The 20,286-nt window shown below is 45.1% G+C and carries 15 protein-coding genes and 1 tRNA gene; 7 read left to right on the top strand and 9 right to left on the bottom strand.

Annotation, left to right across the window (positions count from 1 at the left end; genetic code table 11):
- Positions 1-3: 3 nt before the first annotated feature.
- The 7 genes from ACXACS_RS00235 to mutY all read right to left on the bottom strand — a co-directional run bounded on the left by ACXACS_RS00235 (position 4) and on the right by mutY (position 7,738).
- Positions 4-945 (bottom strand): FecR family protein, encoded by a 942-nt coding sequence (locus ACXACS_RS00235; protein ID WP_474802675.1) that lies wholly within the window; start codon positions 943-945, stop codon positions 4-6.
- On the bottom strand, positions 945-1,475 hold the full coding sequence (locus ACXACS_RS00240; protein WP_474802677.1) for a sigma-70 family RNA polymerase sigma factor: 531 nt from the start codon (positions 1,473-1,475) through the stop codon (positions 945-947). Before ACXACS_RS00240 ends, ACXACS_RS00235 begins: the two co-directional genes overlap by 1 nt.
- Positions 1,465-2,976: a CehA/McbA family metallohydrolase domain-containing protein gene (locus ACXACS_RS00245; protein ID WP_474802679.1), complete on the bottom strand. Its 1,512-nt coding sequence runs from the start codon at positions 2,974-2,976 to the stop codon at positions 1,465-1,467. Before ACXACS_RS00245 ends, ACXACS_RS00240 begins: the two co-directional genes overlap by 11 nt.
- Before the next feature lie 58 nt (positions 2,977-3,034).
- On the bottom strand, positions 3,035-5,716 hold the full coding sequence (locus tag ACXACS_RS00250) for a TonB-dependent receptor (protein WP_474802681.1): 2,682 nt from the start codon (positions 5,714-5,716) through the stop codon (positions 3,035-3,037).
- 396 nt (positions 5,717-6,112) lie between these two features.
- Positions 6,113-6,188 (bottom strand) — tRNA-Phe (locus tag ACXACS_RS00255).
- A gap of 151 nt (positions 6,189-6,339) precedes the next feature.
- A complete protein-coding gene (locus ACXACS_RS00260) occupies positions 6,340-6,612 on the bottom strand; it encodes an oxidative damage protection protein (protein ID WP_474802683.1) in 273 nt (90 codons plus the stop codon).
- Positions 6,613-6,670: 58 nt separating this feature from the next.
- Positions 6,671-7,738 (bottom strand): A/G-specific adenine glycosylase, encoded by a 1,068-nt coding sequence (gene mutY, locus ACXACS_RS00265; RefSeq protein WP_474802685.1) that lies wholly within the window; start codon positions 7,736-7,738, stop codon positions 6,671-6,673.
- A 133-nt stretch (positions 7,739-7,871) separates the two neighbouring features.
- On the opposite strand from mutY, the gene ACXACS_RS00270 reads away from it, so the two are divergent.
- From ACXACS_RS00270 to arcA, 6 genes are all read left to right on the top strand, one after another.
- Positions 7,872-8,576 (top strand): alpha/beta fold hydrolase, encoded by a 705-nt coding sequence (locus ACXACS_RS00270; protein WP_474802687.1) that lies wholly within the window; start codon positions 7,872-7,874, stop codon positions 8,574-8,576.
- Between the two features lie 91 nt (positions 8,577-8,667).
- Positions 8,668-9,387 carry a tRNA (guanosine(46)-N7)-methyltransferase TrmB gene (gene trmB / locus ACXACS_RS00275; protein ID WP_474802689.1) on the top strand — a complete coding sequence of 240 codons (720 nt, stop codon included), beginning with the start codon at positions 8,668-8,670 and terminating at the stop codon, positions 9,385-9,387.
- Positions 9,387-10,469 (top strand): methyltransferase, encoded by a 1,083-nt coding sequence (locus ACXACS_RS00280; RefSeq protein WP_474802692.1) that lies wholly within the window; start codon positions 9,387-9,389, stop codon positions 10,467-10,469. Before trmB ends, ACXACS_RS00280 begins: the two co-directional genes overlap by 1 nt.
- Before the next feature lie 146 nt (positions 10,470-10,615).
- Positions 10,616-12,040, top strand: a complete 1,425-nt coding sequence (glgA, locus tag ACXACS_RS00285) for a glycogen synthase GlgA (RefSeq protein ID WP_474802695.1) — start codon at positions 10,616-10,618, stop codon at positions 12,038-12,040.
- 221 nt (positions 12,041-12,261) lie between these two features.
- Positions 12,262-13,908 (top strand): sensor histidine kinase, encoded by a 1,647-nt coding sequence (locus tag ACXACS_RS00290; RefSeq protein WP_474802696.1) that lies wholly within the window; start codon positions 12,262-12,264, stop codon positions 13,906-13,908.
- Positions 13,909-14,062: 154 nt separating this feature from the next.
- Positions 14,063-14,770: a two-component system response regulator ArcA gene (gene arcA, locus ACXACS_RS00295; protein ID WP_014996957.1), complete on the top strand. Its 708-nt coding sequence runs from the start codon at positions 14,063-14,065 to the stop codon at positions 14,768-14,770.
- Positions 14,771-14,845: 75 nt separating this feature from the next.
- On the opposite strand, the gene ACXACS_RS00300 is transcribed toward arcA, so the two are convergent.
- The gene (locus ACXACS_RS00300) at positions 14,846-17,956 is read right to left on the bottom strand and encodes a beta-galactosidase (RefSeq protein WP_474802699.1); all 3,111 of its coding nucleotides are present in this window, start codon (positions 17,954-17,956) and stop codon (positions 14,846-14,848) included.
- A 104-nt stretch (positions 17,957-18,060) separates the two neighbouring features.
- On the opposite strand from ACXACS_RS00300, the gene ACXACS_RS00305 reads away from it, so the two are divergent.
- Positions 18,061-18,915 carry an AraC family transcriptional regulator gene (locus tag ACXACS_RS00305; RefSeq protein ID WP_474802701.1) on the top strand — a complete coding sequence of 285 codons (855 nt, stop codon included), beginning with the start codon at positions 18,061-18,063 and terminating at the stop codon, positions 18,913-18,915.
- On the opposite strand, the gene pmbA is transcribed toward ACXACS_RS00305, so the two are convergent.
- Positions 18,912-20,243, bottom strand: coding sequence for a metalloprotease PmbA (gene pmbA, locus ACXACS_RS00310; RefSeq protein WP_474802703.1), 1,332 nt, complete (start codon positions 20,241-20,243; stop codon positions 18,912-18,914). The genes ACXACS_RS00305 and pmbA overlap by 4 nt on opposite strands.
- Positions 20,244-20,286: the final 43 nt, after the last annotated feature.

The raw sequence follows: 20,286 nt of genomic DNA on the forward strand, positions 1-20,286 counted from the left end.
AATTTAGTTTACTTGTCGACGTATTTCGATACCTGAACGAGTATCAGCTACCTCCAGTTGATAGAGGGAACTAAGTACCGCTAACGTTTGCGCAGTATCTTCTAGTTTAAAGCGACCAGCCACACGGTGTTTCCCAATAGTGCTATCTATCATCAAAATGGGCTTATCTGAATAACGGTTCAATCGTTCCAACAAATAAGTGAGAGATTCATTATCTACTTCTATCCAGCCTGTGCGCCAGTCTACCACTTGTGACAAATTAACACGCTGCACCGGTTCTGCAACTCCCCTATTAATTATTATTTTCTCACCTGCCTTGAGCAATATAGGCGCGCTATCGACCTTACCTCGAACTTCTACAATGCCCTCGTGTACTATCACATCAACACGCTGCCCTTGCCTATCGATGTTGAACGCCGTGCCAACCGCCGTCACTGAAGTCAGTCCGGCCTTAACCACAAACGGGCGAGCCCGGTCTTTCGCCACATCAAAATACACCTGTCCCTTTTTCAAGTTCAAAGCGCGGGTATCGTCAGAAAATAGAACGATTAGCTCACTTTTGGGTTGTAGTTGCACCTCACTACCATCACTTAGTGCCTCGTGCGCGGAAGTAATTAATTGGGATGAGGTTGAGGGTGTTATGATGTGATAGCGTGAAAATACTAGCGCAATCACAAGTAATGACGCAGCAATGGCGCTTCCCCATGTCACAAGTGAATGCCTTCGGTTTACGATTTTCGACGACTTTTGGGCGTTTAAATAAGCAGCATGAACTGCTGGGTCTTCCCAAGTTGCTATCATCTTTTCTAACGCGTCTTGATGCCGCTCACTTTCATCTAACCAACGGATAAAACGGCGTTTATTTAACGCATCTAAATCTCCGTCTGCGAGCCGGTCAATCCACTCACCTGCCTCTAGGTATGTCTTTTCTTGTTGGCTTGTCATTATCTACCTGCTTTATCCAGATGCAGTTGAATATCTGCCATTGCGCGCGAAATATGCTTTGTTACTGCTTCTGCTGAAATATTCAAGCTAGACGCTATGGCTTGACGGCTTTGACCTTCGATACGACGCATTTCGAAAACACGCCGACGTTGAACTGGCATGGCATTAATCACTTGCGCGATGAGCTCGATTCGTTGTTGTGTTTCAAGGTGCAGCTCTGGATTTTGTCGGTAGCATTGTTGTTCATCAGCATTGTCAGTGTCTGGAAGCTGGCGTTTCGAAAGCAGATTTCTCGCTACGCGAAACGCGTATGCGAGAGGATTATCAATAGTGGTTGCTTTAGATTGTTCTAACACGCGAACGATTGACTCTTGATAAAGGTCTGCCGCCTCTTCACTGTTAACGGAGTGCCTGCGCAAGTATTGCTTGAGGACTTTCGAATTTATCAGCGTTTGAAGTGAAGAGCTGGAGGTTTCTTCTGGCATGTCTAACGACGATACTGCTGTATTAATATGATGGTCACTTATCATCGCACTCGCCTGTGACAGATTCATTGCAGTGTCGAGAAGTGTGAGGATTGGGGTGATGTAAATATACGGGATTGCTGTAAAACCAGAGATCATCCCACGGATTTTCCCCTCTAGGATCAACCTCTGGCTCCAATTCTTCTTTTAAGTTGGTCCCGCGTACTCGTATGTAGGCATCGTTGTCAGGTGCGGGCAAAGAAAATTGCACAACATTATAGGCTCCCTGTCTTTCCCAGTCTTGCTGATAAAATCGGTGAATCACCTTCACAGGTGCTTTTTCTGTTTGGGGGTATTTGCCAACCACACCTCCATAGATTACATCTAATCGCTCTACCGTCGGATACTGACGATTAAAGTTAGTACCTTGCGGATCGTGAAACGCCACAGTAACGGTTATAGGCGCGTTATTGTTAACGTCTAAATCTAACGTATCACCAATGTTAACGCGCTTAGCTCCATGTTGAACACTCACATACAGCTCGTCAATCAAATCACCGGTAACGATAAAGACATTTCCTTCGCGCAGACCATCTAGTACGCTGTCGTAGTCTCGTGCCGCTCGTACATACGTTTTTGCGTATTCTCCTGGCCAAAAATCTGTACGGCCTTCGGTATAATGTGCATGGCTATCAGAAACAGCGGTAACCGTCCACTTTCTGCCTTCAGCCAGTAACTTATCCCAAACCCCTCCAACAATTGCCGACATTTGGTCAGTGCCGCCAAGGGTCGGATAGCCAAAATACTCTGCGCGAGGCGCTCTCGGATTATTCGAACCGTCTGGGTTGATTGATGCAGCCTGATGACCAGGAATAGCAGTCATACCGGTAACCACATCTGGCGCGGTATCCTGCCACTCCCGCATTTTTTGCGGTGTAACCTTTTGGTACACATTCAAAGCAGTAGCCTTTCGGGCAGGGTGATTCACTACCAACACCGGTCGTGGTGACATATTCTGCATAGCTTCTAACGCGCTAAGCATAAACGCCTGCGTATCTCGTGGAGATTCATCTGGGTAAATTTCTCTGCGGTTGTACTGACTTTCCAACTCCAAAAGTTGATCAGCTTCTTTCTCACTTTTTGGAATAATCAGGGTGCTGTGTCGCGCACCTGGGGTGTCGAACTCCATACCATAGAACTGCATAATTTCTGGGATGGCGGCTCTGGAGGCTACGAGTTCAGGGTACGCTGAATTTCGGTTTACTGCGCTGTGATTTGGCCCACCATGGTCGGTTGTTACCATCCAATCTAATTGATGAAATGCTGCCATTTTGGCGTTCAATGCAGTGAAATAGTGGGCGTCACCAAATAAGAGTGGCGAAGGGGGTTGAGTCTTCCAGTTCCATCTTGCGCTATATTTGCCGTGAATATGGTGATCACCGGCTAGCCAGTTTTTTCCATCTTCGGGCACAAAAGCACGGCTTTCATTGTGTTGCTGGTTTACTGATACACACGCTGACAAGACGAGTAATCCGCTCGTAAACGTTATCATTAAAACTTTTTTCATTACTGTTTAAACTTCCATTGGAAAAAGCATACCAGGCAAGCCTGGTATGCTACTTAGTTTAAAATTGCATGGTTGCACCAAGCATATAAGTACGTCCACTGGTGGTGGTATTGTATGCACGATCGTGAGAATCGCTATATAACTCCTGACGCTCATCGGTGAGGTTAATGCCTTCAAAGCTCAGTTTAATAGTGTCGGTTAGTTGGTAGAATGAAGAGAAATCGATGAATGTTGTACCGTGATAACCTGATTCATCCTGATCGCCGCTGGAAGACGCGCCAGTAAGGTATGCACTACGGTATGCTGCTGACACTCTAGCTCCCCAGCCTTCCTGCTCGTAGTACAGCGTAAAGTTATAACTATTTTTTGATAGTCCCGTGAACGGTTTTTCCTGATCATTTCCCGCTTCGCCATAGATATTGCGATACAAAGCATCACCATCTGCATAGGTATAGTTTGCAATAACACCTAAATGATTAAATGGAGCAGGAAGAAAATCTAAATCGCGAGAAAAAGTTAACTCTACCCCTTTAATTTTCGAGGCGTCCATATTCTCTGGACGCTGTAAATAAAAAATACTGTCTACGGTTTTATCTACAGGTAGTAATTCTGTCGGTAGGCCTAATGACGAATACACTACTTCGCTGGTAGTATCGACAATGAAATTATCGATATCTTTATAGAAAATCGCAGCTGCGGCATAACCAACGTCATCGAAATACCACTCAAACGCGGTATCTAAATTAATCGATTCAAAGGGTTCCAACATGGGATTTCCCATCGTCACGCTGGTAATCGCATCCCCCGATGTCTGCGAAACTGACGCGTTATAGCTTAGCGACCCCAATGATGGACGGGTTATGTTTTTGCTTGCCGATGCACGCCACAACATGTTTTCTTGCAACTCGTAAACGAGGTTGATAGTAGGTAAAATATCAGAATATGAACGGGTGGTTTCTATGGCAACACCCGATGATTTGCCGGCCGCCGTAATATCTGTTTCAAAATATCGTAATCCCGCACTTACTAACAGTGGGTTACCTGCAAACTCTGTCTCCCAGCCATATTGCACGTACATTGCCAACGTTTCTTCTAATACTGGCGATTTGTCATTACGCGTAAGCTCACTGCTATCAATGTTATAGCCATTCAGCCCATAAAAGTTTAGCAATGCGTCTAAATCACCTTGAAGCCAGCTTGTGTTGGGATGTTCACTGTACACCTCAACCAAAGCATCATTTAATGTTGTGATACCGGTATTTTCAGGTGCAATATTCTGCGCATTGCTCTGTGTTAATTGGTAAGCAGAATTCTCAAATTTTTTATAGTTCACGCCAAATTGGAATTCTCCAGTTTCACCGACGAGGTAGGTGAAATCGACTTTTGCAGTATCAAAATCATTAGTTATATAGTTTTGCTGCATGTAGATATCTTTCATCTCGTAGCCATCGAGTTGCGTAGTATCAAAATTAGGTGAAGTGCTAATACCGTAGAAACGATCTTGTCTGAAGTCAGTAGCAATATCCACGATGCCCTTGGCATGAATATTCGATTTTATAACTTCAGGCTGATCAAAGTCAGATGAACTTGTTCCAATAACGGCACTGGCATAGAACTCCGGGTTTATTGTCCAGCCCATACTAAGCGTATATTGGTTAAAATCTGACTCATTGTAACGACGAGAATTCTCATTTCGCCACGTTGCATTCTCATACAGCGCGTAAACCACTTCTTTTTGCCCGTCGTTTTCTGCCCATATAAGGTCAGATACAACCTTGTTGTCTTTCACTGCAGAGTGATGTTCATCGGTATTGTTTTCTAATTCTGCATGCATGATGTCTAACGTTAATGAAAAAGAATCAGACGGTTTGTATTGGAATGCGGCAGTAACACCTAAGCGATCTTGAGTATTATTCCAGCGAGAAAAGCGATGACCACGAGGAAACCAAAGTTCACCTGAGTCTAACTCAGCTTGTAGGTCGGTGTTTGCTGGATCCGCAGCAGTTTTTCCGCCTTCCCGGCGCCAGCGCGTAGTATTCGTGCCAAACTCGGCAGTTTCACGTTCACTGTATGCTACTGAAACCAGAGCGCCAAATTTGTTCCAGACATTAGAAATAAGCCCAGCCATGCGAGGGTTGCTTGCTTCGCTATTGGTGTTGTAGCCACCTCGTACCGACAATGCACTTTTGAACCCGTCATAATCGAATGGCTTTGCGGTAAATAGCCCGACCGTTCCGCCAATGCCGCCTTCTTCCTGATCGGCTGAATAAGTTTTGCTGATGTCGATTCGATTAAACAACTCAGATGCGAAAACATTAAAGTCAAAACCACGAGTGCGACTTACACCACCACGAGCATCCATGGGGGATGAAGACGTACCCATGGCTTCCATACCGTTTACTTGAACACGCGTAAAATCGGGGCCTAAGCCACGCAATGAAATTTGGCGGCCTTCGCCACCTTCTCGGGTAATAGTGATCCCTGGTACTCGCTGCAGTGAGTCGGCTAAATTAAGGTCCGGAAAGTCTGCGATATCTTCTGCCAAGATTGTATCGCGGGAAATAATGGCATCTTTTTTCAAGTCTTTCGCTCTAATTAGTGAGCTACGAAAAGAAGTGACTTCAATTACTTCAACGTTTTCTTCGGCTACTGATGACTGCTGTGCTATCACAGGCGTAACACCCGTTAACCCAGCCAATACACTCAACGAGAGTGTGGTTTTGGTAAATTGATTTTTCATGTGTGATCCTAGTTGTGCAAAGTAAGAGATAGATGTTCCGGTGCGCACGGTTAACACATGTAATGAGTCAGTAGCTGAAAAAAGTAGACAGAGTTTTTGATGAAACTTTTGTGACGAAACGAGTGGGAAGGTTTTTTATAAAAATGTGTGGATAGCGTCGCTATTTTAATAAGCAATAATAAATTTCGATAAATAGGTTGGTTATATACAATGTCACCGTTATCCAAAGAAAATGAAGGAGACAGAATAATATATACTTCGAGCTCAAGCGTAGTGAGGATTCATTGTCGCGGGACCGCAACGCGCGGCGCAGCCGCAGGGGCACGTTAGCGTGTGTCTGGTTTTCCAACCGCCGGAATCAAAAAAGCCCTCGCATTTCTGCAAGGGCTTGAATGATGGTGCCTCGACCCGGGATCGAACCAGGGACACGCGGATTTTCAATCCGCTGCTCTACCAACTGAGCTATCGAGGCTGAAACTTGTTAGCGTTCTAGGCGTTTACTGCCTGTCCTGCTGTGGGTGCGTATTAAACGGTTTTCGCCTTCACAAGTCAACCGTTTTTCTCGCTTTTTTTGCGCTTTTATTACTGTTTGCGCATTGTTTGCTCAAAAAACGCATTTTTGCTTATTTTTCAGGCGGAACATAGCCTTCAATCGTAGGCTCTACGTCGTCAAATAAGTAAGCCGACATTTTTTCTTCCAAAAATGAACGGGCATTCGGCTCCATCATATTTAACTTATGCTCGTTAATCAGCATAGTCTGTTTCTTTTGCCATTCAGTCCATGCTTCTTTAGAGATGTTGTCGAAAATACGCTTACCCAGTTCACCCGGATAAAGTTGGAAATCTAAGCCGTCTGCTTCTTTTTGAAGCTTGCGACAAAATACCGTTCTTGCCATGTTATTTCCTTTCGTTCGCTATCTGCTTAGCAATTAATACAAGGCTACCTTTACAAGCCTAACGCATTAACTGCTGAATTATCTTGGTTGTCGGTGCCGCTAAACCAACTTCAATAGGTTCGTTCAACGAAAACCAGCGATATGCCGTTTCAGCTACGCGCTTTGTTGGAGCAGAGTTTACCACGGCCACTACCGGGGTGATATCTAAATGAAAATGACTAAAGGTATGGCGGAAACCTTCAAGCTCTCGGGTATCTTCAACACTGATCCCCCGCTTGTTAAGCTGCTCAATAACCTCTTCTATTGAAGATACCTCGATAAAACCATACAACCCACCCCAGAGACCTGTTGAGGGACGCTGTTCTAAATACACTTGGCTATTGAACTGTGCCACCACCATAAAAGTGGATTTTTCCGGTAGCGTTTTTTTCGGTTTTTTACCCGGGTACTCGGTTTGAGCGCCTTGGGCGTAGGCAATACAGTCGGCCTGAAGTGGGCACTCATCACACTTTGGTTTGCTTCGCGTACAGATCATTGCGCCCAAGTCCATCATTACCTGGGTATAGTTGGCACAACGTCCACCTTCTGGATTGGTAGGCGTATTTTTCTCGGCGACCTCCCAAAGTTGGTTTTCAACTTTTTTCTGCCCCGGCCACCCGCTTATTGCGTAGTAACGTGCCAACACGCGCTTCACATTGCCATCTAAAATAGGAAAGCGCATATTCCTTGACAGCGACAATATGGCACCCGCTGTTGAGCGACCTATGCCGGGCAAATCCATCACCTCTTCAAGGCTATAGGGAAATTCTCCGTCATACTTATCCACCAGCGTATTTGCCGCTTTGTGCAGGTTTCTTGCTCTTGCGTAGTAACCAAGCCCTGTCCAATGATGGAGCACGTCGTCTTGAGATGCCTTAGCCAAGTCATGCACCGTGGGGAACGACGCCATAAAACGTTCGAAGTAAGGAATTACCGTGGCGACTTGGGTTTGCTGCAGCATAATTTCCGATACCCATACCTTATAAGGCGTTACCTCTTGCTGCCAAGGCAAATGCTTTCGACCATGCTTATCAAACCATGCAAGCACTCGCTCTGCAAAGCTTCTTGAATATTGTTGTTCTGTCATAATTATCTATATGGGTAATTGCTACCGCTTATTCTTTTACCAATAAAGCTTAATGCTTTCTGCCTAGCGACCATTCATTAACTAGCGCGCTATGGTAGCATGTAACTAGCTAGTTTAATGTTAAGGAGCACACGTGTCTGTGCAGCACCCTGTTTTGTTTTTTCCCGGTACACTCTGCGACGAGCGCGTATTCCTGCCACTATGGCGCACGTTGAATATTTCACAGCGCAGGTATGTGCCGCTTCAATGGGCAGCATCTCAAGAAGAAATGCTGGCATTAAGTGAAGACCGTATCCTCGATGACGAAAAAGTGCACCTTGTAGGTTACTCCATGGGCGGGTTTATAGCTGCACTAGTCGCACAGCGCAATCCTGCTAATGTAGCCTCTGTCACACTTATAGGCTACAACCCAGAAGGTTTGTCAAAAGAAGAAATTGCTAAGCGTAAGCAGCTGACTACCATGCTTAAACAAGGTAACTTTAAACCCGACAATGATGCCTATCTCTCACGGTTTATTCATCCTTCACGTTTGGACGATGAAAACGTGGCTGGCGTTATTAAATCGATGGCACAAGATTTAGGTAAAACAACATTACTTAATCACACACTAGCCACGACGCCACGGGAAAGTACCGTTAAAGCACTCGCAAAGATCAACGCGCCAATCACGTTTATCACCGCACAGCAAGACGCCATTGCACCTGCAGAGGCAATACTACAACTTCAAAGCACACTGCCTAACGCTACGTTTCACACTATTGATGATGCAGGACATATGCTAGTGCTTGAGCAAACTGAAGCAGTAGCATCTATTATTGCTAAACAAATTGGCGTATAAAATTACAGCATTTTTACCACGATAGCGTTGCATAAGCCGTGGGTAAGTGGATAATGCGCCACCAGAAAATTGGGTTAGAAAGGCATTGCAAATGAGGCAATTCAAAAGTCAGGCGGAAGCAGAAGCCGCTGGAGTATATGTAAGCAAGGTAAAAAGCTTCGTTAAACGCGAAGGCAGACTTACAAAAGCACAAGAAAAAGCACTGGCGGATTACTGGCCAACTAAAGGCATAGACTACGTTGACGCGCCCTTGTCGTTGTCAGAGTTGTTTGGCCGCGACGCAGATGTGGTTGTGGAAATTGGCTTTGGTATGGGCAAATCATTGGTTGAAATGGCCGCGAATGCTCCTGAAAAAGACTTCATAGGCATTGAGGTCCACCGCCCTGGTGTTGGCGCATGCTTAGCCGATGCTAGTGAGCAAGGCGTTGAGAACTTGCGTGTAATGGAACATGACGCCGTTGAAGTGCTTAAGAATATGATCCCAGATGGTTCATTGTCTCGCCTGCAGTTGTTTTTCCCAGACCCGTGGCACAAAAAGCGTCACCACAAGCGCCGTATTGTACAGCCTGAATTTGTTGAATTAGTTCGTACTAAGTTGGCTATTGGCGGTTGCTTTCATATGGCGACCGACTGGGAACAGTATGCTGAGCATATGTTAGAGGTCATGACCCAGGCTGAGGGCTACACTAATACCGCAACCGATGGCGACTACGTGCCCCGTCCGGACTACCGTCCGATCACCAAGTTTGAAACTCGCGGTCAAAAACTAGGCCACGGCGTGTGGGATCTAATTTTCGAGCGTACTAAGTAATGATTCTATCTCCTCAAAGCCAGCTGTTAGAACGTAATATTGCGCTTTTTGATGAAGGCCAGTGGGCATTTATTAACCCTACTGACGCGTATTTTTTGGACGGCCTTAAATCGCAAGAAGTCACTGTTCTTCACCAGTATTTCGACATTTTTTCGGAGTGCGTACGCGTCATACCCTCTGTATCGTTTGATAGCAGAGACATTACGCGCACAGGCTTTGAGGTGACGCAAAAGGTTGGCAATCATACCCATATTTTTGCGCCTTTCTTGGCTTTAGAAAAATCTCACACTGACGTAATGATTTTCTTACCTAAAGCAAAAACCCATTTTCAAATGTTACTGCGAATGGCCGCAAGTATGGTTGGCCAACATGGCCGTATTCATGTGGTTGGTGAAAACAAAGGCGGTATTAAAAGTGCCGCCAAGTTAATGCAGCAATATGGCCCTACGCAAAAAGTTGATTCGGCGCGCCACTGTAGCCTGATTACCGTTATAGTTGAAGAGCCTCACCTTGCCTTTGAGCCCGATGCTTGGCTTGATATGAATACCTATGAAGTTGAAAGTACAGCTTGGCAGGTGGCCTCTATGCCTGGTGTTTTTAGTTATAAAGAACTGGATGCAGGAACAGAGCTACTGCTTGAAAAGCTTTCCACGTCGCTGAGCGGTGAAGTATTAGATTTCGCGTGTGGTGCTGGCGTTGTTGGTAGCTACATTATGCTGAAATACCCGCATTTAAAGCTGCACCTAACCGATGTGAGCGCCCTTGCGGTGTATTGTAGTGCTTTGACTTTGGCTGAAAACGAGTTGTCAGCAACCTTATATGCTGCGGATGGTTTGCATGGGTTTTCCCAAAAAGTACAGCATATTGTCACCAACCCACCGTTTCACACCGGCATTAAAACCGACTACACCATTACGAAGCGATTTATCTCAGATGCAAAGGCAACCTTAAGCCATGGTGGCAGTATGCAAATGGTGGCAAACCGATTTTTACCCTACCCAGGTTTACTCGCTGAGCACTTCCAAACGGTTTATACCACGGCACAAACATCACAATTTTCTGTTTATCAGGCAGCTTTGTAATTAAAAAAGCCATTAGCTTGTGCTAACTTAGCTTTTCTACCTGTTGCTTATGCCATTGTGGATACTTCACAATGGCACTCAGCGCTTTTCGTACACTTAACTTAAGCATTATGAGTGCACTACATGTACGCTCTGGGAGATTAACTGTGAATATTGTATTTGCTATTTCAGAAGTTGAAGAGTTGGTCAAAACTGGCGGACTTGCTGACGTTGGCAAAGCACTCCCTCTCGCACTACATAGTATGGGCGAAAGCATCACGATAATAATGCCTTATTACCAAGTACTGGCAGGGCAATTGAACCTGCCCACGGTAGCCGAGCAACAAACCCTGTTCACCGAAGGGCAAGTGTACCATTTCGATATTCGCTATATGCAATGGCACGACATTCCAATTTACTTTGTAGACGCACCTGACTATTTTATGCGTGAAGGGCTATACGCCAATGCCTTTGAAGCTTATGAAGATAATGGCGAGCGCTTTAGTTTATTCAGCGGCGCCGTTCTTCAAACGCTAAAAGCGATTGATAACAAGCCGGATATTATTCACTGCCATGATTGGCACACGGCTATGCTTCCGTTTTTACTTACCCACGACAAATCAGGGTATTTCGACAGTACCAAAACAATATTCACTATTCATAACGCCGCTTTCCAGGGCGTGCACAAACTAGAAACCATCCCGTTTCTTCGGCATCACCCGAACATATTGGCGCAAGTACACGGCGGGTACATCAACATGTTGCAAAGCGGTATTGAGTTTGCGTCGAAAGTGACGACAGTAAGCCCTAACTATGCAAGGGAGCTGCTTACCGACTTAGGCAGTCACGGCCTGCACGAACGCCTTGTAAAGCGTCAAGCCGACTTAAGCGGTATCTTGAACGGATGTGATTACACCCAGTGGAACCCCGAAACAGATACATTTCTGCCAGAGCACTACAGTGCAGATAACCTTCATCCAAAAACGGCCTGTAAGCAGGTATTACAGGAAAAGTCAGCACTGCCTGAGAATAGCAATGTTCCGCTTATTGGAATGGTATGCCGCCTTACAGAACAAAAAGGTTTTGGGTATATACTGCCCATTTTAGACGACCTAATTAAGCATAATATTCAAATGGTCATTGTAGGCACTGGCGATCCAAAGGTATGTATGGACCTTGGTGAGTTTGCCCAACAGCACCCTGACAAATTTGCCTTTATCAACGGGTTTAGTTCAGAGCATGCACACTTAGTAGAGGCTGGCGCTGACTTTTTCCTTATGCCTTCACAATTTGAACCATGTGGGTTAAATCAAATGTACAGCCTGGCCTACGGCACTATCCCTATTGTGCGTTCAGTAGGAGGGCTTAAAGACACGGTCATTGACTATAGCAACGATAGTGAAGGTACAGGTTTTGTGTTTGATGAACCTACGCCGCATGCTTTGTTAGCTTGTATCCGACGTGCTCTGCTGGCTTTCTATGAAGATACAGGTAAGTTCAGGGCAATGCAGCAACGGGGAATGCGAACCCGCTTTACGTGGGAAACGTCTGCCAAACATTATCAGCAGCTGTATTTATCGGCGACTAACTAGTCGCCACTGTAGTTGTATTCCTGTCGTTTTACCCCCCTTATTGGAACACTGACTTAACTATAAGCAGTGGCGATATAAGCGTCTAAAAAACCGTAGCGAGAATAGGTAATAGCTCTATAACCTTCTACATTAATTATTGTTTATAAGCGCCTTTCTTTTTGCCTACTTTTGCGCCACTATTAAAAAACGGAAGACGTGGATGGACAGTACACAAGGCAGGTATGACGGATAAGGCAGTAAAGCTTTCTATAAAAAGCCTCTTTCTTTGGGTGGTAATGTCTATTATTACCTTCTCAATTGCAGTGTTGTCGGGCCTTGCTGTTTATACGCAAATAAAAACCTATCGCCATGAGCTTGAATCTAACGCAATGATTCTTGCTAAGTTGGTTGCTAGAAGCTCATCTATCTACCTTTATGATGAAACCCCTGAACGTATAGAAGTTGCGTTAAGTAACCTTACAGCTGCAGAGCATGTACTCAATGCTCACGTGTACAAAGCCCAAAACGGCATATCGCAGCCAGAAATTTTTGCTTCGTACAATAAAGAGGGGCAGCTTTTATTAGGTGGCAAGGAAAACCAGTTAGCTTCCATGGTTATGAATCCAATACTAGCTGATAATGGGCATTACCTTGAACTGAGTGCAAAAGTGTTCGACCCAGAGACCAACATCCAGTTAGGGTGGGTATATTTAAGGGTTTCCTCAGACAACTTTAACCAACTGGTAGGGAAGTCAATTTGGCTAAATTTAGCAGTAGCTTTAGTGCTGCTGGCCATAAGCTTTTACTCTGCACTCAGAATGCAGCGCTTTGTAACCGGCCCGGTGGAAAGTATAGCCAATTTTTTACAACGCACGTCGCGACAGCGTGACTATTCAGCTCGCGCTACTGGCTCAAGCATTAAAGAGCTCGACATTCTAGCTGACGCGGTGAACGTATTGCTGCTGCGCATGCAAGAATACATGCAAAAACAAAGACAGGCAGAGGAGCAGCACAGAAAACTTAATGCCAGTCTTGAAGATATGGTCAGCCACCGAACAACAGCACTTAAAGACGCGAATCAAGAGCTTATTCAAACATTAGAAAAGCTGCATCAATTTCAGCGGCAAATCGTGCAGAATGAAAAAATGGCGTCCCTCGGTGATATGGTTGCCGGTGTCGCCCATGAAGTTAATACACCAATAGGTTTAGGCGTAACTGCATCAACCATGATGCTAGACAGGTTGGCTGTTATTCAGAAAGACTTTGAAAATAAAACGCTGAAAGCCAGCGCAATGAAGCGCTTCTTGGAAGAAAGTAACGAAAACCTCAATATTATTTACCGTAACTTGAACAGAGCTGCAGAGCTTATCAGTAGTTTTAAGCAGGTTGCCGTCGATCAAACCTCAGAATCTAGTAGAAGTTTTTGCGTTGTACAGCTAGTTAATGAGATACTATTGTCATTGCAGCCTCGACTCAAAAAATTAAAACACAACATCAACGTAAATTGCGACCCTACCCTTAGCGTTGAAACGAAGGCTGGCCCAATAAATCAAATTTTGATTAATTTAATAATGAATTCGGTTATCCATGGGTTTGAATCTATGGATAAAGGCACCATTGATATTCGTGCCGAGTTGGTTAGCAGTGATAAGCTCAAACTAGTTTATACCGATAACGGAAAAGGCATTTCCCCAGAAATCCGCAAACGGATTTTTGACCCCTTCGTTACCACCAAACGTGGGCAAGGCGGTTCAGGATTAGGAATGCACTTAGTGTACAACTTAGTAACGCAAGCTCTTAACGGTTCAATATCGATTACCAGCGAGGAGGGCAATGGGGTAGAATTTGTCATTATCTTCCCTGTTGTTAATGCGAAAACATCAGAATAGTTGTATAAAGTATGAACTTTTCTTGATTTTTATTGGCTAACCCCAATACCTTAACAATAAGAATATTCACAAGTTACTTGCAATCAAGTACATGAATATTAAAATTTAACCAGTTAGTTGCTTAAATCGTATTTTAGAAAGAGTGTAAAACACCATGCAGACGCCAAATGTGTTAATTGTTGAAGATGAGGTGGTAACCCGTACCACGCTTAAGAGTCTATTTGAAGCGGAAGGGTATAATGTATTTGAAGCCGAAAATGGTGATCAAATGCATGATTTCTTCGAGAATCACGCTATCAATTTGGTTATCATGGATATCAACCTTCCAGGCAAAAACGGCCTGATTTTAGCCCGTGAAGTACGTGACCGTAAAAACGTTGGTCTTATCTTCCTAACAGGTCGTGACAACGACGTTGACCGCATTCTAGGTCTTGAAATTGGCGCAGATGATTATTTGACTAAGCCGTTCAACCCTCGTGAATTAACTATCCGCGCGCGCAACTTACTGTCTCGTACAACTAACTCTTCAGAAGATGACGATTTACCAAGTCGTGTAAGCTTTAACGGTTGGACTCTTGACGGTGACAGCCGTTCATTGATTTCTCCTAACGGTAAAGAATTCCGTCTACCTCGTAGTGAATTCCGAGCGCTTCACCTTTTCCTAAGCAACCCAGGTAAAATCCTTACCCGTGAACAGCTAATTATGGAAATGACAGGTCGCGAGCTTCGTCCGAATGACCGTACGGTTGACGTTACTATTCGTCGTATTCGTAAGCACTTCGAGTCAGATCCTACAGATGAAGAATTGATTGTAACTATCCACGGTGAAGGTTACCGTTTCTGCGGTCAGGTTGACGGCTAAACCGCTGCCTGAACGAATACTGAGTTAATAAAGCCGCTACCATGTAGCGGCTTTTTTGTGCGTAATGGTATCTGACTAGCTAGCAGTAGCGCTAAAGCAAACCGAGTAGCGATAACGCTTTTCTTCCAATAAGAACGCTTTGTGCGTGCTCGGGCTCCACGAGTCATCGCCGCCCACGCCCATATGCGCATGGTCAATATAAACAAACACACAGTCTTGGGGTACTAAATCACAGGTATGCTTTGCCTTATCCAACTGTGCTTGCCCATATTCACTTACACTGAAGTGGAACTGCCCGCTAGCAGCTAATTCGCCGATGGCCAGCTTTTTACAGTGACTGCGCAAACCATTATCGGTTGGGAACACATAGCGCGTTTGCATAGCGTTAATAGGTAAGGTGTAGTGGCCATAGCGCGCCGCCGCTTTTCTGTCAGGGTAGTTCTCAAACGGCCCAAGCCCATGCCAAGTCACCTGCGTACACTCTTCGTTTACTGGCACTGCCATTTGCATACCAATGCGCGGCATTGGTGGTAAGCCATCGTCTAACAACACGTCTACATCTACTGAAAGCTCGGCTTGTACATCTAGGGTATAAACCCACTTAGTTGAAGCCATTAGCTTTTGACCATAGTGATATTCAAATAACGACGTTATACGTACGTCTTGGGCACCCTGCTCGACGTTTATGCCCGTACAAGTGCGTGACCATTCTCCTATACCAGCACGACGCCAGCGAGACTCCCATGCGTTCGGGTCGGGGTTATCGACTTCACTTACCCCAATGTCGTTATCTAGCGGCGCTCTGAAGAAGTTATCTTCTAACGGCGCACTAAGTATTTCCTTCGCGCCGTGAAGCCACGAGGTTAATAGCCCGCTTTCACTATTAAAGCTAAATACGTTGTTTTGGACATTTACCAGTAGCATCCCGTCTTGGGCCTCAACAACTACTTCACTTTTGTCGTCTTGTTCATTGAAAGAAAACGGGACCATACCGCACATATTGGTTATTGCTAACTGCGCAATGTCCATAACATGCCCTGCACCAGCCCACGCACACTCATTCGCTGTTACAACATCAATATTTAAATGATACTCAGCCCCTGATTTAAACGTGATTTCAGGAGATAGCGTTAGGGTCTGTGCTTGCTGCGGACCTATATTGATTTCGCACTCGCCCTTTGCATTTGCAATTGGTTTTCCATCTTCTAGTACTTGCCAACACAACAACTCATTATCTGTATGTCTAAATAGGTAATCGCTGTTTACTGTTAGTTCAAACGCACTGTCTTTCTCGGTCAGTGAAAAGCTTAAGTGCTGCTGACAATATTTAGCTTCAAACAAATGGGGGTGTGGTGTTCTGTCTGGGAACAGCAATCCGTTAATACAAAACTGACGGTCGTTATCGGTATCACCAAAGTCTCCACCATAAGCCCAGTAAGCTTCACCACTACCGGTGTACTTAGTTAACCCTTGGTCAACCCAGTCCCAGATAAAGCCGCCCTGAAGACGTGGATAGTCTTTAAATGCCTTCCAATATTCATCAAAGCTTCCCAAGCTGTTACCCATAGCGTGGGCGTACTCACATAAAATAACGGGGCGGTTTTCACCTGGCATCGACAACCACTTCTTGATAGCCCATTTAGGTACAGCATCGTCTTTTACATCCGTATCTACCCGTGCATACATAGGCGCGATAATGTCTGTAGCCGTAGTATCAGAGCCGCCACCTTCGTATTGCACAGGTCGTGACGGATCAAATGACTTTGCCCAGCCATACATGGCGTCATGGGTAGGACCATGACCACATTCGTTACCTAGCGACCAGATGATAATACTAGGGTGATTTTTGTCCCGCTCAACCATTTGCGTGAAGCGCGCCATGTAAGCACCGGCCCAAAGCGGGTCGCGAGACAACCTGCCCATGGGAAACATACCGTGGGTTTCGATATTCGCTTCATCTACCACATAGAGCCCATATTCATCGCAAAGCTCGTACCAGCGAGGATGATTAGGATAGTGCGCAGTACGCACGGCGTTAAAGTTGTTTTGCTTTAATAGCTTAATGTCTTCAAGCATGTCATCTTCGTTGATGGCATGACCTTTAAGCTGATGATGCTCATGTCTGTTTACCCCGCGAATAAGCACAGCTTTGCCATTAACCAATAGCTGGCCATTTCTCATTTCAATAGTTCGAAAGCCAACATTGTAGGCTTCACAGTCTACCGTGTTACCGCTCTCATCAATAAGGGATACGACAATGCGGTACAAGTTTGGCGTTTCTGCGGTCCAGTGCTTGGGCTCTTTCACATCTAATGTTTGGAAAACCACATCATCCCAACCGCCCTTTTCATCAATACGCTTATTGTTAGTACCGGTAATAACTTGCTCGGTGACAGCGTCATCGCCATCAAAAAGCTGGATACCCACTTTAAAGGTAGATGGCGCATTGATGGCTGTACGAACTGAAACCGTAGCGTCGCGGTAACACGCATCAAGCTTTGGTGTAACGAACACATCTTGAAGGTGATGCTGAGGCTTGGTGACCAAATTAACGTCGCGAAAAATACCGCTTAGCCACCACATATCTTGGTCTTCTAAATAGCTGCCGTCAGACCATCTGATCACCATAACAGCCAAGCGGTTTTCACCCTCTACTAAGAGGCGGGATAAATCGAATTCAGCAGGCAAGCGACTGTCTTGAGAATAACCTACATACTCGCCGTTACACCAAAGGTGAAAAGCGCTATTCACGCCTTCAAACACAATATGATTGCGCTGCTTTAGTTCATCCTTGGTAACGTTGAACGTAGTACGATAGCAACCCGTTGGGTTATCGCTAGGTACTACAGGAGGATTTACTGCAAACGGATATTTAACGTTGCAATAAATAGGTTTGTCGTAGCCCTGTAGCTGCCAGTTGGACGGCACGATAATAGGCTGCCAATTTTCAGAGTCATCATTACTTAACGTTTTAGAAAGTAGTCTTTCAGGTACACTTTCTGGGGCATCAAACAAACGAAAATCCCATTGACCATTTAAACTGCGCTTCTGCGCATTGGTACTGTGCAGTGCATCTTCTAGCGTTTTGTAACCATGATGAGGACTATGGGCACTGATGCGGTTTCTTTGAAACACAACTGGGTTTTGCCAGTCTTTTTGAGCGACTACTTGGGCAACATTAAGCATGTCATATCCTTTACTTTTTCGTTAAGCGAAATATAGCTAACTTTTCACAGATCCTTTATGCTCTAAACTTACATCTATTTATCCAAAACTATCATTTTACATTTATGCAACCTAGCTTCAGAGACATTGTAGATATTGGCCCCCACTGCTTCGAACGCTTTATAGATAGTAGTAACGCGCCAGAAATCAGCAACCTAGGCATTGAACTAGCAGGATGCTCTAACTTATCAGGAAACTATATAGTGGGGCGAGTTTCTCCGCCTAACCATACCTTGTTTTACAGCATAAAGGGGCAAGGAAAGTTTCGCGTTCCATCAGGCGAACTGCAGCTAAATGAAGGGCAGCTTATTATTTTACCTGCTGGACAAAGCTTTGAAGTTTCCATTATCAGCGAGCAGTGGGACATAATTTGGGTAAATTTAGCTAATGTTGAGCGCTGGAAGTCATTTAGAAAAAGCGATGCCCTAGTTGTAGATAACGCCATGCTAGAAGGACTGCATCACGCCATGGAACTTGTGTACTTGGAACGCGACATTGATAACCGTCGCGCTGCCATGCAGTTTGTTTCTCGTTACCTGTGCCGCATAGCAGATGCTCCATTAGGTAAAAAGCATGCCAGTGACGAAAAGGAGCGGCGCCAAATAAGCCGGGTACATGCGCTGTTTTCAGTGGTTGATAAACAGCTACAGTTTGACTGGGATATGAAAAGCTTAAGTGAAAAGGCCCATTACTCTGCCCCTCACCTTCATAGGTTGTGCTTACAAGTGTTTGGGCGAAGCCCAAAACAGCACGTTATTCATTTGCGGATGGCACGGGCCAAAAGCTTATTGTTAAGCACGCAGTGGCCCGTTTCCTACATTGCAAGCTATGTTGGCTACACAAATGTATTTACTTTCTCAAAACGCTTTAAGAAATCGACAGGTCTCTCTCCTTCAGCGTTTCGAGAAAACGCGAGCTAGCTGCCCGCTATCTTCATTTGGTCGATAAGCACAGAGCCAGTCTGTACACTGCCGCGCACATCTTTTTCAGCACCAATAGCCACAATGCCTTTGAACATATCTTTTAGGTTACCGGCAATGGTTACTTCATGGACGGGGTATTGAATAATGCCATTCTCAACCCAGTAGCCCGCAGCACCGCGCGAGTAATCACCGGTTACACCATTAACGCCCTGCCCCATAAGTTCGGTCACAAATAGTCCTGTGCCCATTTCTTTTAGAAGCTCAGCGTCGCTATGTCCTGTATCGCCTACTAGCCAATTATGAATACCACCAGCGTGGCCATTCGAGCGGGTATTAAGCTTACGCGAGGAGTACGTGGTGTAAAGGTATGTGGCTAATTTACCGCCATCGACTATTGTCATATCAGAACAAGCTACACCTTCGTTGTCGAAGCTAGAGCTTGCCAAGCCGCCTTTAATAAACGGGCGCTCTTCAACTTTAAGCCATTCTGGGAAAACCTGTTTACCAAGGCTATCAAGTAAGAAGCTAGAACGACGATAAAGGCTGCCACCGCTGATAGCACCGACATAATGACCGAACAGGCTTGATGCGATGTCGCGGTGTAAAAGTACAGGTACATTCGCAGTATTAATCTTACGGGCACCTAAGCGGTCTACAGTCGCTTTTGCAGCGTCAATGCCTACAGCACTTGCTGATTGCAGCAAAGAAGCTTTGCGGCTTACCGTGTAGGCATAATCGCGCTGCATATCGTCATCTTGTGCGCCAATCACCATACAGCTTAAAGAATAGCGGCTACTAGGGTAACCTGCGTTTATACCGTGGGTATTGCCATAAACGCGCATACCTAAATTTGCGTTATACGACGCGCCATCTGAATTGGTAATGCGCGTATCGTAATCCATTGCTGCTTTTTCAGCCTCAATGGTAGTTTTGATGGCCTTTTCAGTATCTAACTCTTCGGGGTGATACAAGTCTAAATCTGGGAATTCAGTAGCAATAAGGTCAGCATCGGCCAAACCAGTACAAGGATCTTCACTGGTGTAACGTGCAATATCTACGGCTTTTTCTACCGCTAATGTTAACGCTGCTTTGCTTAAATCAGCAGTAGACGCGCTGCCTTTTCGCTTGCCTACGTATACGCTTATACCTAAGCCACCGTCGTTGGTAAATTCAACGTTTTCAACTTCTTGCATACGTGAAGATACGGCGATGCCCTGCACTTTCGACATGCTGGCTTCAGCTTGCGTTGCGCCTTTTGAAACGGCTAATTTTAGTACATCATCTACGACATTTTGAATGTCGGCTAACTGCTGCTCAATTTGCATAGTAAGTTTCGCTGTCTTAATTCGACTGTGATAGTTACAATTT

Source organism: Alteromonas sp. AWM4_230, from assembly GCF_056158305.1.